This is a genomic window from Mesorhizobium koreense (genome assembly GCF_031656215.1).
GTDB classification, from domain to species: domain Bacteria; phylum Pseudomonadota; class Alphaproteobacteria; order Rhizobiales; family Rhizobiaceae; genus Mesorhizobium_L; species Mesorhizobium_L koreense.
This window is the reverse complement of record NZ_CP134228.1, coordinates 3,878,219-3,890,551: the sequence shown is the minus strand read 5'-3', so window position 1 is coordinate 3,890,551 and position 12,333 is coordinate 3,878,219. Positions and strand designations below refer to the sequence as shown.

At 63.3% G+C, this 12,333-nt stretch carries 15 protein-coding genes; 9 read left to right on the top strand and 6 right to left on the bottom strand.

All coding sequences use genetic code 11. The features are described 5' to 3' along the window. The first annotated feature begins 42 nt into the window (after nt 1–42). Complete coding sequence (locus RBH77_RS18585; protein WP_311029060.1) at nt 43–861, top strand: arylamine N-acetyltransferase family protein; 819 nt, start codon at nt 43–45, stop codon at nt 859–861. Nucleotides 862–908: 47 nt separating this feature from the next. After that, entirely contained in the window at nt 909–1,811 is a 903-nt protein-coding gene (locus tag RBH77_RS18580) for a PaaX family transcriptional regulator (RefSeq protein ID WP_311029059.1), read from the top strand. Nucleotides 1,812–1,841: 30 nt separating this feature from the next. On the opposite strand, the gene RBH77_RS18575 is transcribed toward RBH77_RS18580, so the two are convergent. Further along, nucleotides 1,842–2,273 carry a PaaI family thioesterase gene (locus tag RBH77_RS18575; RefSeq protein ID WP_311029058.1) on the bottom strand — a complete coding sequence of 144 codons (432 nt, stop codon included), beginning with the start codon at nt 2,271–2,273 and terminating at the stop codon, nt 1,842–1,844. An 88-nt stretch (nt 2,274–2,361) separates the two neighbouring features. On the opposite strand from RBH77_RS18575, the gene paaA reads away from it, so the two are divergent. The 6 genes from paaA (at nt 2,362) to copM (ending at nt 6,663) form a co-directional block, all read left to right on the top strand. Further along, nucleotides 2,362–3,357, top strand: a complete 996-nt coding sequence (gene paaA / locus RBH77_RS18570) for a 1,2-phenylacetyl-CoA epoxidase subunit PaaA (protein WP_311029057.1) — start codon at nt 2,362–2,364, stop codon at nt 3,355–3,357. A gap of 5 nt (nt 3,358–3,362) precedes the next feature. After that, a complete protein-coding gene (gene paaB / locus RBH77_RS18565; protein ID WP_311029056.1) occupies nt 3,363–3,650 on the top strand; it encodes a 1,2-phenylacetyl-CoA epoxidase subunit PaaB in 288 nt (95 codons plus the stop codon). Then, on the top strand, nt 3,650–4,414 hold the full coding sequence (gene paaC / locus RBH77_RS18560) for a 1,2-phenylacetyl-CoA epoxidase subunit PaaC (protein ID WP_311029055.1): 765 nt from the start codon (nt 3,650–3,652) through the stop codon (nt 4,412–4,414). The genes paaB and paaC overlap by 1 nt, the downstream gene beginning before the upstream one ends. Nucleotides 4,415–4,587: 173 nt before the next feature. Next, nucleotides 4,588–5,100 carry a 1,2-phenylacetyl-CoA epoxidase subunit PaaD gene (paaD, locus tag RBH77_RS18555; protein ID WP_311029054.1) on the top strand — a complete coding sequence of 171 codons (513 nt, stop codon included), beginning with the start codon at nt 4,588–4,590 and terminating at the stop codon, nt 5,098–5,100. 10 nt (nt 5,101–5,110) lie between these two features. Continuing rightward, entirely contained in the window at nt 5,111–6,190 is a 1,080-nt protein-coding gene (gene paaE, locus RBH77_RS18550; protein WP_311029053.1) for a 1,2-phenylacetyl-CoA epoxidase subunit PaaE, read from the top strand. 83 nt (nt 6,191–6,273) lie between these two features. After that, nucleotides 6,274–6,663 (top strand): CopM family metallochaperone, encoded by a 390-nt coding sequence (copM, locus tag RBH77_RS18545; protein WP_371832802.1) that lies wholly within the window; start codon nt 6,274–6,276, stop codon nt 6,661–6,663. Between the two features lie 29 nt (nt 6,664–6,692). On the opposite strand, the gene RBH77_RS18540 is transcribed toward copM, so the two are convergent. Both RBH77_RS18540 and RBH77_RS18535 read right to left on the bottom strand, forming a co-directional pair. Beyond that, entirely contained in the window at nt 6,693–7,025 is a 333-nt protein-coding gene (locus RBH77_RS18540; protein ID WP_311029052.1) for a lipid-A-disaccharide synthase N-terminal domain-containing protein, read from the bottom strand. Beyond that, nucleotides 7,022–7,762 (bottom strand): glycosyltransferase family 2 protein, encoded by a 741-nt coding sequence (locus RBH77_RS18535; RefSeq protein WP_311029051.1) that lies wholly within the window; start codon nt 7,760–7,762, stop codon nt 7,022–7,024. The genes RBH77_RS18540 and RBH77_RS18535 overlap by 4 nt, the downstream gene beginning before the upstream one ends. Nucleotides 7,763–7,973: 211 nt before the next feature. Between RBH77_RS18535 and RBH77_RS24020 the strand changes: the two genes are divergently transcribed. Further along, nucleotides 7,974–8,267: a GCG_CRPN prefix-to-repeats domain-containing protein gene (locus tag RBH77_RS24020; protein ID WP_371832801.1), complete on the top strand. Its 294-nt coding sequence runs from the start codon at nt 7,974–7,976 to the stop codon at nt 8,265–8,267. Between the two features lie 49 nt (nt 8,268–8,316). On the opposite strand, the gene RBH77_RS18530 is transcribed toward RBH77_RS24020, so the two are convergent. The 3 genes from RBH77_RS18530 to RBH77_RS18520 all read right to left on the bottom strand — a co-directional run bounded on the left by RBH77_RS18530 (nt 8,317) and on the right by RBH77_RS18520 (nt 12,169). Continuing rightward, nucleotides 8,317–9,966, bottom strand: coding sequence for a thiamine pyrophosphate-binding protein (locus tag RBH77_RS18530; protein ID WP_311029050.1), 1,650 nt, complete (start codon nt 9,964–9,966; stop codon nt 8,317–8,319). Beyond that, entirely contained in the window at nt 9,963–11,138 is a 1,176-nt protein-coding gene (locus RBH77_RS18525) for a CaiB/BaiF CoA transferase family protein (RefSeq protein WP_311029049.1), read from the bottom strand. The genes RBH77_RS18530 and RBH77_RS18525 overlap by 4 nt, the downstream gene beginning before the upstream one ends. 98 nt (nt 11,139–11,236) lie before the next feature. Beyond that, nucleotides 11,237–12,169, bottom strand: coding sequence for an alpha/beta fold hydrolase (locus RBH77_RS18520; protein ID WP_311029048.1), 933 nt, complete (start codon nt 12,167–12,169; stop codon nt 11,237–11,239). Nucleotides 12,170–12,333 lie beyond the last annotated feature (164 nt).

Genomic DNA, 12,333 nt, shown 5'->3' with positions numbered 1-12,333 from the left:
TGATTTGGATATCCGGCCGCAATCATGGCGACGGGGCAGCGAATGACCGAAGGTTTCCGGCTGAACGACTATCTGGCGCGGATCGGCTTCGAGGGAAAGACGGCGCCGGATTTCACGACACTTTCCACGCTCCACGCTGCCCATGTGGCTACGATCCCATTCGAAACGCTCGACCCGTTCCTTGGTCGTCGTGTCTCGATCGACCTTCCGTCGATCCATGAAAAGATGATCGAGGGCCGGCGCGGCGGCTATTGCTACGAACAGAACACGCTTTTTCGGGCGGCGCTGGAAGCGATCGGCTTCAAGGTCGCGGCCTTGGCGGGGCGGGTGCGCTGGATGTCGGGGCCCGAAGCGCCGCTCGGGCCGCGCACGCATATGCTGCTCAAGGTCGAACTCGCCGAAGGACTGTGGCTCGCCGATGTCGGCTTTGGAGGTTGCCTGCTCGATCGGCCGCTCAGGCTCGAGACCGGCGTTGAACAACGCACCGGAGCCGGAATCTATCTCCTGCGCGAGAACGGCGGGCTGTTTTCGCTCGATGCGCAACAGCCCGGCGGCTGGCGGACGGCGTATCTATTCGACCTGACACCGCAGGAAAACTCGGACTACGAGATGGCCAACTGGTACAGTTCGACCCATCCGCGCTCCATCTTCCTTGAAAATCTGATCATGGAGAAAGTTGCCGACGGCCGGCGCTACAAGCTTGTCAATCGTCGCTACGTTGTCGAGGAAAGCGGTGGCAGGGTCATCGAGGGACGCAACGTCGAAAGCGCCGAAGATCTCGACGGGATCCTTCGGGAAGCGTTCAATGTGATCCCACCTGTGCCGGTGACGGATGTTTTCGCTCGGATCAGGCCGGCATAGGCTGCCTTGTCCGGTTTCGGTCGGTGCTTGCGGAGGACGTGCCTGCCGTGCCATCTGGCCTTATGGACGCTCCATCCAGACCCGCCGAGGCGGCGCTCGACCGGCTGATAACTCGGCTGCACGAACGTGGCCGCCCGCGCGTCTGGTCGCTCGTCATCACCGTATTCGGCGACGCCGTTGTGCCGCGCGGTGGGCGCGTGGCGCTCCAGGCATTGCAGGACATCATGGGGCGCTTGCGCATCGAGGCAGGTGCGCTGCGGACCGCGATGTCCAGGCTCGCCGCCGATCATTGGGTGACGCGCGAACGTGACGGCCGCAACAGCTTCTACCGGTTGGCGGAGGAGGGGCGGCATGCATTCGACCTTGCTACGCGGCGCATCTATGCCGCCGTACCGCCGGACTGGGATGGCACCTGGACGGTCGCCGTCGCACCGCCGGCGAGCGACGGCGGCGACCTGCGCGGGAGGATGGAAGAGGCTGGTTTCCTGCCCGTCGAGGGTAGTGTCTACCTCAGGCCGGGCAACATTCCGGTCATCGCCGGGGAACTCGCCGGCATGCTGGTCATCCATGGCAGTAGCGCCGAGCATCCCGAGGCCATGCGCATGCTGTGGCCAAGCGAGGAGGTCGCGACGGCGTACGGTGCGTTCATCGAGGTCTATCGGCCGCTGTCCGGCGCGTTGAAACGGGGAGGAGTTTTTCGGCCGCTCGATGCGATCGCGGCGCGTACGCTTCTCATCCACGACTGGCGGCGTATCGTGCTGCGCGATCCCGGCCTGCCGCTGGCGTTGCTGCCGAAGGACTGGCCCGGCGAGCAGGCGCGCTCGCTCGCGCGCGACATCTATCGACGGCTGGCCGAACCGAGCGAAGTCTGGCTCACCCAAGCCGGCATGCCGCCACTTGTGCACCCGGACGAATTTGCCGGGCGTTTCGGGCTGGGCGGACGGCTTTGAAAGGGTAGGGGTAAGGCGCTCCATCCCCTCTCATTCCTCCATATAGGCAAACGCCATCGTCGCCGAGACCGCGACGCGCGTATCGCCTTTTGCCCGCTGCTCGACGCGGACGAAGGCCATGCGCTTGCCGTTGGAAATCACGTTGGCACGTATCTCGACGTCGCCGGGCGGCAGCGGCCGGATGAAATGGGTGGTGAGATCGACGGTCGTGCAGATGCGGAAGCGGCCGTTCATCGCCGCGAGCGTCACCACAGAGACCGTATCCGCGGCGGAAGCCGTCGCCTGCCCACAGACGACGCCACCGACATGGACGAGCCTCGGATTGGCCGGCAGGAGGAACGTTCCGCCATGTTCATCGAAGCCCGTCGCCTGTAGTCCGAGATCGACGATCCATGGCGCGAAAATGCGCTGCAGCAGATTATTGGCCTGGTCGATGCCAAATTTGGGGCCGAATTCGCTCATCTTTCCCCTCGATAATATGTTACGAAAATTTGCAATTATCAGATATTTATGTTACATATTGCGTATCGGTCAGCATGGAGGAGATGCGATGTACAGCCAAGGCCTGATCGGCGCCAAAACCGAAACGGACGAGGATGAAGCCTTCCTGGCCGCTTTCCAGGCGCGTATCGATGCCGACGAGAAGATCGAGCCCAACGACCCGATGCCGGAAGGCTATCGCCGCACGCTGATCCGCCAGATCGGCCAGCACGCGCATTCGGAGATAGTCGGCATGCTGCCGGAGGGCAACTGGATTACTCGGGCGCCATCGCTTCGCCGCAAGGCCGCGCTGCTTGCCAAGGTGCAGGACGAAGGCGGGCACGGCCTTTATCTCTATTCGGCCGCGGAGACGCTGGGCGTTTCCCGCGAGGAGATGACCGAGGAACTGCTTGCCGGCAAGGCGAAATACTCCTCCATCTTCAATTATCCGACACTGACCTGGGCGGACATAGGCGCCATCGGCTGGCTGGTCGACGGCGCGGCGATCATGAACCAGATCCCGCTCTGCCGCTGCTCCTACGGACCCTATGCGCGCGCCATGATCCGGGTCTGCAAGGAAGAGAGCTTCCATCAGCGTCAGGGCTACGAGATCATGATGACACTCGCACGCGGCACGGCGGAGCAGAAGGACATGGCGCAGGATGCGCTCTCCCGCTGGTGGTGGCCGTCGCTGATGATGTTCGGGCCATCCGATTCCGACAGCCAGCACGGCGACCAATCGACCAAATGGAAGATCAAGCGCTTCAGCAATGACGAGCTGCGCCAGCAATTCGTCGACGCCACCGTGCCGCAGGCCGACTTCATCGGGCTCAAAATGCCCGATCCTGACCTGAAATGGAACGATGAGAGCAGCCACTATGATTTCGGCCCGATCGACTGGGACGAGTTCTGGCGCGTGGTGAAGGGTGGCGGCCCAATGAACCGCGAGCGCATCGCCGAGCGCCGCAAGGCCTGGGAGGAAGGCGCCTGGGTGCGTGAGGCCGCCCTTGCCCATGCCGAAAAACGCCGGGCGCGCGAAGCGGCAACGAGGATGGCGGCGGAGTGATGACGATGGCGAAGAACCAGATCCCTCTTTGGGAAGTCTTCATCCGCCCCCGCAATGGGTTGGCCCACAAGCATTGCGGCTCCGTGCATGCCGCCGATGCCGTGATGGCGCTGCAAGCGGCGCGCGACGTTTACACGAGGCGTGGCGAGGGCACCTCGATCTGGGTCGTTCCGTCCGCTTCGATCACTGCTTCCGACCCGTTGCAGAAGGAAGAGAATTTTGAGCCGGCAGCCTCGAAAATCTACCGGCATCCAACCTTCTACGACATCCCCGACGAAGTGGGGCATATGTGATGGCCGTGCTGGATAGGGAAAAATTCCTCGAATTCCTGCTGCGCCTCGCCGACGATCATCTGGTCCTCGGCCACCGGCTCTCGGAATGGTGCGGCCATGCGCCGATGCTGGAAGAAGACCTCGCCATGCCGAACATGGCGCTCGATTTGATCGGGCAGGCGAGGGCGCTCTACGCCTATGCCGCCGAGGTGGAAGGCGAAGGCCGCACGGAGGACGATTTCGCCTATCTGAGGCGCGAGCGCGAATACCGGAATTGCCTGCTCGCCGAGCGGCCGAATGGCGATTTCGCGCGCACGATGCTGCGCCAGATCTATTTCGCCGCCTTCATGGAACCGATGTGGCGCGCGATGACGACCTCCAACGATGAGACGCTTGCCGGTATCGCGGCCAAGGCAGTCAAGGAAGCCGCCTACCATATCCGCCATGCCGGCGAGTGGGTGGTGCGCCTCGGCGACGGCACTGAGGAAAGCGCTCGGCGTATGAAGGCGGCGGCGGAAGAACTGGCGCCCTATGTCGGCGAGCTGTTCGAGACGGATGAGGTGACGGAGGCGATGACCGAGGCCGGCGTCGCGCCCGATCCTGCGTCGCTCCGGCCGGAATTCGACCGTACGATCGGCGCGGTCTTCGCCGAGGCGGGGCTTGAAGTTCCCGCCGCGCCGTGGGTGCAGAGCGGTGGCCGCCGGGGCCGTCACGGCGAAGCGATGGGCTACCTGCTTGCCGAGCTGCAATACATGCAGCGCACCTATCCGGGAGCGGTGTGGTGAATCATTTGGCTTCATACGGAGAGGAGAGGCGGGACAGCACCCCCCTCTGCCCTGCCGGGCATCTCCCCCTCAAGGGGGGAGATTACGTCGGCCGCAAGGCCAGCCCGCATTCTGCAACTTTGGCGATTAGCGCGACCCTCGATGACCGCCTGATCTCCCCCCTTGAGGGGGAGATGCCCGGCAGGGCAGAGGGGGGTGCGAAAGAACGCAGGCTTGCCAGGAAAGCATATGAAGCCGCCGCTTCCGTCGTCGATCCGGAGGTCCCCTGCGTGACGATCGCCGATCTCGGCATTCTGCGCTCCGTGGAACTCAACGGCGATGTCGCCGTGGCGAAGGTGACGCCCACCTATTCCGGCTGTCCGGCGGTACTGGCGATCGAGCTTTCGGTGGAGGCGGCGTTGCGCGAGGCCGGTTTCGACGCGCGCGTCGAACGCGTCATTTCGCCAGCCTGGACGACGGACTGGATCACGGCAGAGGGGCGGGAGAAACTGCGCGCCTTCGGCATCGCGCCACCCGAGAAGGCATCGAATTCAATCCGCGCGCTCTTCGGCGAAGTGCAGGTCGCCTGCCCGAAATGCGGCTCGAGCGATACGGCGAAGGTTTCCGAGTTCGGCTCGACCGCCTGCAAGGCGCTCTATCGCTGCAATGCCTGCCGTGAACCATTCGACTATTTCAAGTGCATATAGGACCCCGCGAATGGCAGCGCGCTTCCATGAACTGACCGTCGCCGAGATCGTCCGCGACACGCCGGATGCGGTGGCGATCGGCTTTTCCGTGCCGCCGGAACTTGCCGAGGAATTCGCTTTCCGGCCGGGTCAGTATCTGACGCTCGCCGCTGAGATCGAGGGCGAGGAGGCCCGCCGTTCTTATTCCATCTGTTCCATGCCGGGCGATCCGCATCTGAGGGTCGGCGTGAAGAAGGTCGCGGACGGCCGCTTCTCGCGCTTCGTCAACGAGCGCCTTGCCGTCGGCCAGTCGGTGCGCGTTATGACGCCGGAAGGCCGCTTCACGGCGTTGATCGGCGGGCGGCATGACTATCTCCTGATCGCTGCCGGGTCCGGCATCACGCCGATGCTGTCGATCGCGCGCACCGTGCTCGGCCATGAGCCGGACAGCGCGGTCACGCTCATCTACGGCAACCGCTCAACCGACACGATCATGTTCCTGGAGGAACTGGAGGATCTGAAGGACCGCTATCTCGGCCGCTTCACACTTATTCATCTCCTGTCGCGCGAAGCGCAGGATGTAGACATCCTTAACGGCCGCATTGACGGGGCGCGCATCGGGCTTCTCGCCGAACGCGGGCTGATCGACCCGGCGGGTGCGGACGGCGTCTTCTTGTGCGGGCCGGGCGCTATGATCGACGACGTGGCAAAGACGTTGCGCGCGATCGGCGTCGAGGAAGACCGAATCCGCTTCGAGCGCTTCACCCCGTCCGGTGAGGCTCCACGGCCACGGAAGGTCTCGCGAGAGGTCGAGGCGGCGGTGGCGAAAGGCGTGCCGGTCGAGGTGGTGCTCGACGGCGTGCGGCGGACGTTCCCCGTCACCAATCCCGAGCAGACCGTGCTCGACGCGGCGCATGCGGCCGGCATCGAGCTCCCCTATTCCTGCGCCGGCGGTATGTGCTGCACCTGCCGCTGCCGGGTCGTGGAGGGGCAGACCGAGATGGCGGTGAACTTCTCGCTGCAGCCCTGGGAGATTGAGGCCGGTTTCACGCTCGCCTGCCAGACGCGGCCGCTGAGCGGCAAGCTGGTACTTGATTTCGACGCGGCCTGACCTTCCTGCTCTTGACCTTCCTGTAACTGGAAGCCCTAGCTTTCGGAAATCGGGCCGGCAGGGCAGACAGGAGCGAAATTATCATGAGATGGACGATTATGCTGGCCGCGATCGGGCTGCTTTCGTTAGCGGCGGCGGCGTCCGGTGCCGAGAAGACGCACGACATGAAGATGGACCATTCCTCGTCGCACCAGATGGGGAACATGAAGATGGGCCATTCGCCTTCCGACAAGGCTTTCGAGACGGCGATGGACAAGATGCACAAGGGCATGATGATCGACTATTCGGGGAACGCCGACGTCGATTTCGTACGCGGCATGATCCCGCATCACCAAGGCGCGATCGACATGGCCAAGGTCGAGCTTCGATACGGCAAGGACCCGGAACTGCGAAAGCTTGCACAGGAGATCATCACAGCGCAGGAACGCGAGATCGCCGGCATGAAGGCGTGGCTCGAAAAGCATGGCAAGTAGGCTTGGGGCCGGGTGATGCCGGCCGCCGATCAATCCACCCTGTTCATCGACGCACGCTTCTCGTTCGCGATCAGCCACAGATTGCGGATGTAGATGACCAGGCCGAGCCCCTGGCCGGCGATGAAGACCGGATCCTGCCGCTTGATCGCGTAGACGAACAGAAGCGCGCCGCCGCCGAGCGAGAAGAACCAGAAGGCGATCGGCACTACCGAGCGCTTGGCCCGTTCGGACGCGATCCATTGCACCAGAAAGCGCATGGTGAAGAAGGCCTGTGCGATAAAGCCGAGAAGGATCCAGCCGTTGAACTGGTCGATGAAAACCTTTTGAAACCAGTCTACGAGATGGACGAAGGTGGTGGTCATTTCTGCACCTCGGTAACTTGGGGCACCACCTTGCGGCGCCGGCGCAGCCACCAGACGCCGATAAGGTCCAGGGCCCCGCGCAATCCCCGGTCGATGATGCCGTAATTCGATTTTCCATGACGCCGCTGGCGGTCGACCACGTCGATATGGACGACGGCGAAACCCTCGCGCACGACCAACGCCGGCAGATAGCGATGCCAACCGTCGAAAAAAGGCAATTGCCTGAAGAGCGCGGTCGGCAGCGCCTTCAGCCCGCAGCCGGAATCGCGCGTACCGTCGTGCAGCACTGATTCGCGCAGCCTGTTGGCAAAGCGCGAGGAAAGCCGCTTCAGCCTCGTATCTGTGCGCTTCAGGCGCTGGCCGGCGACGATGCCGGTATCCGGTCCGGCGGCAAGAAGTGCGTCGACGAGATTCGGGATATAGACCGGATCGTTTTGCCCGTCGCCGTCCATGGTCGCGACGATCTCCCCGCTTGCGGCAAGGACGCCGGACCGGACGGCAGCGGACTGGCCCGCCGAACGATCATGCGCGACCAGCCTCACAGGCGAGCCGACCATCCGCATCCGTTCCGCCACCATGCGGCGCGTTCCATCGGACGAGCCGTCGTCGACGACGATGATCTCGAACGGACGCCCACGAAGCGCCTGCTCGACCTCATCCAGCAGGAAGGCAAGGTTGGCCTCCTCGTTCCGGCAGGGGATCACGACCGAGATTTTCGGGTTGTCGGGTAGGCTCATGGAGACCGCGCAGTAAGTTCCGGCGCCTCATAGCATTCTGAGAAAGGCAACGCCACAGGCGCATCGACGGCCAGTCTGTCCTTTCGCCGCCGGCCGTGCTCGTGGGAAGTTGCCTCCTAAAAAAGATTCCCCGCCACAATCCGGAAAAACGGCAGAAACATCGGTGAGCTACGGAGATGTGTCCGTACATACCAACTGAAAGGAGTGTCTCATGCGTAGCTCGATTCTCTGTCTGACGGCCGCGTTCTCGCTCATGTTAGCGGTACCGGGCGTGGCCAGTGCAGGCGTAATGGCGCCCGTCGCACAGGCCTCAACCGCTGCGGCGTCCGTCGGTGGCGATTTACCCCTGGTTCTTGTCGCGGGCGGTTGTGGCGCGGGCTTCCATCGCGGCGCATATGGCCGTTGCAGGCCAAACGTGGCTCCGAGGTATCCCGTGCGCCATGTCAAGCGCTGCGTGCGGCGCTGGACGCACTACGGCTGGCGAACCGTCTGTCGATACTACTAGGATCGACCTGGGAGGATTGTGGAACCGGACGTAATGGCCCGGCTCCGCTTCAGCGCTTCTCGCGAATGTCCGTCAGCGTCCGGGTTGGCGTTATCGCCTCCGGATCGAGCCGGATTTCGATGATGGCCGGCTTGCCGGAATTGCGCGCTCGCTCGAAGGCGGGCGCGAAATCCTCCGTCTTCGCGACCGTTTCGCCATGCCCACCATAGGCGCCGGCGAGCGCAGCAAAATCCGGATTGTTGAGGCTCGTGCCAGACAGGCGGCCGGGATACTCGCGTTCCTGATGCATGCGGATCGTGCCGTAGATGCCATTGTTGACGACGATGACGATGATCGGCACGTCGTATTGGACCGCAGTGGCGAATTCCTGCCCGTTCATCAGGAAACAGCCGTCGCCGGCGAAGGCGACGACCAGTCTTTCAGGATAAAGCTGTTTCGCGGCGACGGCGGCGGGCGTGCCGAAGCCCATCGAGCCGGAAGTTGGCGCCGCCTGCGTGCCGAAGCGGCGGAAGCGGTGGAAACGGTGGATCCATGTGGCGTAGTTGCCGGCGCCGTTGGTGATGATCGCATCTTCCGGCAGTACGTTCTCCAGATATTTCATGATCGGCCCCATCAGGACCGGTCCGGGACCTGTCTCGGGCGGCGTCGACCATTGGAGATAGCTTTGATGCATCGCAGCGGTGTCGGCCGCCCATGCGGGTGTGGCCTTCGGCTTGCGGGCGGCGAATGCCGCCGCGAACGCGATTGGGGACGCATTGATGGCAAGCGTCGGGCGATAGACGCGGCCGAGCTCGTTCGTGTCCGGATGGATATGAACGAGCTTCTGGTCGGGATAGGGGCTCTTCAGAAGCGTATAGTCGGAGGAAGGCATTTCACCGAACCGCCCGCCGACCAAAAGCACGACGTCGCTTTCCTTGATGTGCTGGGCAAGTTTCGGGTTGAGCCCGATGCCGACATCGCCGGCATAGTTCGGGTGCAAATGGTCGAACAGCATCTGACGGCGGAAGGAGCAACCGACCGGTAGCGCCCAGTTCTCCGCCGCGCGTGTGAAATCAGCGACGGCCTGCTCGTTCCAGCGCGTGCCACCGAGGATGGCGAACGGCTTTTTCGCGCTGCCGAGCAGTTCTTCAAGGGCAGCCATCTGGGCTTTGCCCGGCACGGTCTCGACCGGCGTCCAGGCCTGGGCCGCGGGCGTTTCTGCTTCCTCGGTCAACACGTCTTCCGGCAGCGCGATCACGACCGGCCCCGGCCGGCCGGAGGTGGCGATCGCGAAGGCGCGGGTGACGAGTTCGGGAATGCGTGCCGGATCGTCGATCTCGGTCACCCATTTGGCCACGCTGCCATAGAAGGCGCGGTAGTCGACTTCCTGGAAGGCCTCGCGGTCGCGCGCTTTTCGAGCGATTTGGCCAATGAACAGGATCATGGGAATGGAATCCTGCCTTGCGATGTGGATACCGGCGGATGCGTTGGTGGCGCCGGGCCCGCGCGTGACGAAGCAGATGCCGGGCCGGCCGGTCAGGCGGCCATAGGTATCGGCCATCATTGCTGCCCCGCCTTCCTGACGGCAGACGATGGTGCGGATTTTCGAATCGTGCAGCGCGTCGAGCACCGCGAGATAGCTTTCGCCCGGCACGCAATAGAGGCGATCGACGCCGTTCGCCTCCAGCGCCTCGACGATCAACTGGCCGCCGGTCTTCATGGCTTTCTCCCGTCCAGTTCCCGCAGGATTTCTTCCGTGTGCTCGCCGAGGCGGGGCGAGGGCCGTTCATAGGAAAGGGGCGTTTGCGACATCAGCATGGGCGCACGCACCGAAGGCAGGACATTGCCGTCCGCATCTGCGAGGTCCATGCGCATTCCGCGCGCGACGATCTGCGGATCCTCGAACATCTCGGCGATATTGTTGATGGGGCTCGCCGGAACCGTCGCCTTTTCGAGCGCGGCAAGCAGCGGTGCCTTTTCGCGATCCGCGAGTTCGGCGAGGAGCCTTTCGCGCAGGCGTGCGCGGTTCGCGACACGCGCGGGGTTGGTGGCGAAATCGGGGTCTTCCGCAAGTTCGGGAATGCCCAGCGCACCGCAGAAGCGCTGGAACTGACCGTCATTGCCGACCGCGAGGATGATGTGCCCGTCCTTCACCGGCAGCACTTCATAGGGCGCGATGTTCATATGGGCATTGCCCATCTGCACTGGCGCCTTGCCGGAGACAAGATAGTTGAGGTTCTGGTTGCCGAGGATGGAGCATTGTGTGTCGAGCAGCGCCATGTCGATATATTGGCCCTCGCCGGTCTTCTCGGCGTGGCGGAGCGCAGCCTGGATGGCTATGACCGAATAAAGCCCGGTGAAGATGTCGGAGACCGCGACGCCCACCTTCTGCGGCTCGCGGCCGGGCTCGCCGGTGATCGACATGAGCCCGCCGATCCCCTGGATGATGAAATCGTAGCCGGCTCGCGGCGCATAGGGTCCCGTCTGGCCGAAGCCGGTGATCGAGCAATAGACGAGGCGTGGGTTGAGCGCCTTCACGCTCTCGTAGTCGAGGCCGTATTTCTTCAGGCCGCCGACTTTGAAATTCTCGATCACCACGTCGGCTGTGGCGATCAGCTTCTTCACCGTTTCAGCGCCTTCTGGCTCGGAGAAATCGAGCGCGACCGAGCGCTTGCCGCGATTGGCGGAATGATAATAGGCGGCGGAAAGGTTTTCGCCGCCCTTGCCCTTTACGAAGGGCGGTCCCCAGCTTCGCGTGTCGTCTCCGGCCTTGGGGTTCTCTATCTTGATGACATCGGCGCCGAGATCGGCCAGCAACTGCCCGGCCCACGGGCCGGCGAGGATGCGGGCAAGTTCGATGACACGGATGCCGGAAAGCGGAGGAGGGGGCATGGGAGGGCTCGGACCGGGAAGGATTGCTCAACTTCTTCCTTGCCTTCCAAAAGCGCGAATGTAAACGGCCCGAACTGCCCATCCGATGGGCCAGCAGTTCAGTGACAGGCTGCCATGTTCGCCCATTCCACAAAATCGGCCACCACCGTCTCGCGGTTCATTTCGTTCAGGGATTCGTGGCGCGTGTCCGGATAGATTCTCGTGGTCACGCCGGAAAAACCCAGCCGACGAAGGCGGGCTTCAAGGTTACGGACAGCCTTGCCGCCAGCCGTCGCGGGATCTTTATCCCCGCCGACCAGATGAAAAGGCAAATCTTTCCTGACATCGGCGAGGTTGCGGTCGTCGGAGCCGTGGAAGATGAGATCGAATATATCCCGCCACATGGACACCGATGCATCCCAACCGCAAAGCGGATCGGCGATGTAAGCATCTACTTCCGCCCTGTCGCGCGATAGCCAGTCGAATCCCGTACAGCGGTCGGGTATCTGCCGGGCCCACGCTTGGAAGGTGAGCTTGGGCAACAGGCGGGACGGAACGTCGGAGCCAAGGCGGAAGCGTTCCCAGAGAAGCAGGAGCCTTGCCAGCCGCTCCGCCGGCCCGGCGGAGAAATTGGCATTCCAAATGGCTGCGCCCGCAATCCGCTGGCTGTGACGCTGGACGAAGTTGAGCGCGATCAGCCCGCCCATCGAATGACCGAAGACGATCACCGGCAGGCCGGGATGCTCCCTGGCAATAAGATCATGGATGGCAAGCACGTCGGCGATAACTTTTTCGGCGCCGCTCTCGCGCGCGAATATGCCTGACGGCGCATCCAGCGCCGTCGTCCCTCCATGGCCGCGATGGTCGTGCGCATAGACTTGGAAGCCAGATGCGGCGAGATGATCGGCGAAGCGCGCATAACGCGCGGCGTGCTCGGCCAGCCCATGGTTGATTTGCACGACAGCGCGAGCCGGTTCGGCCACCTTCTTCACAAGAAGGTTTAGCACCGCACCGGTCGGCGAAGCAAAGGCGCGTCGTTCCTCGAATGGCATCCGTAGCGATCCTTCCGAAGAGAGAGGGTTAGCCGCTGGGCTACGCTGCGGCAATGGCCGCCATCAGGCGTTTCTCGCGCGTAACGACTCGTTCGTCAGAGTTTTTGATAGGAATTTATTCACGCCCTCACGACTGCGCTTACGCTTCCGCGGATTGAAATGAA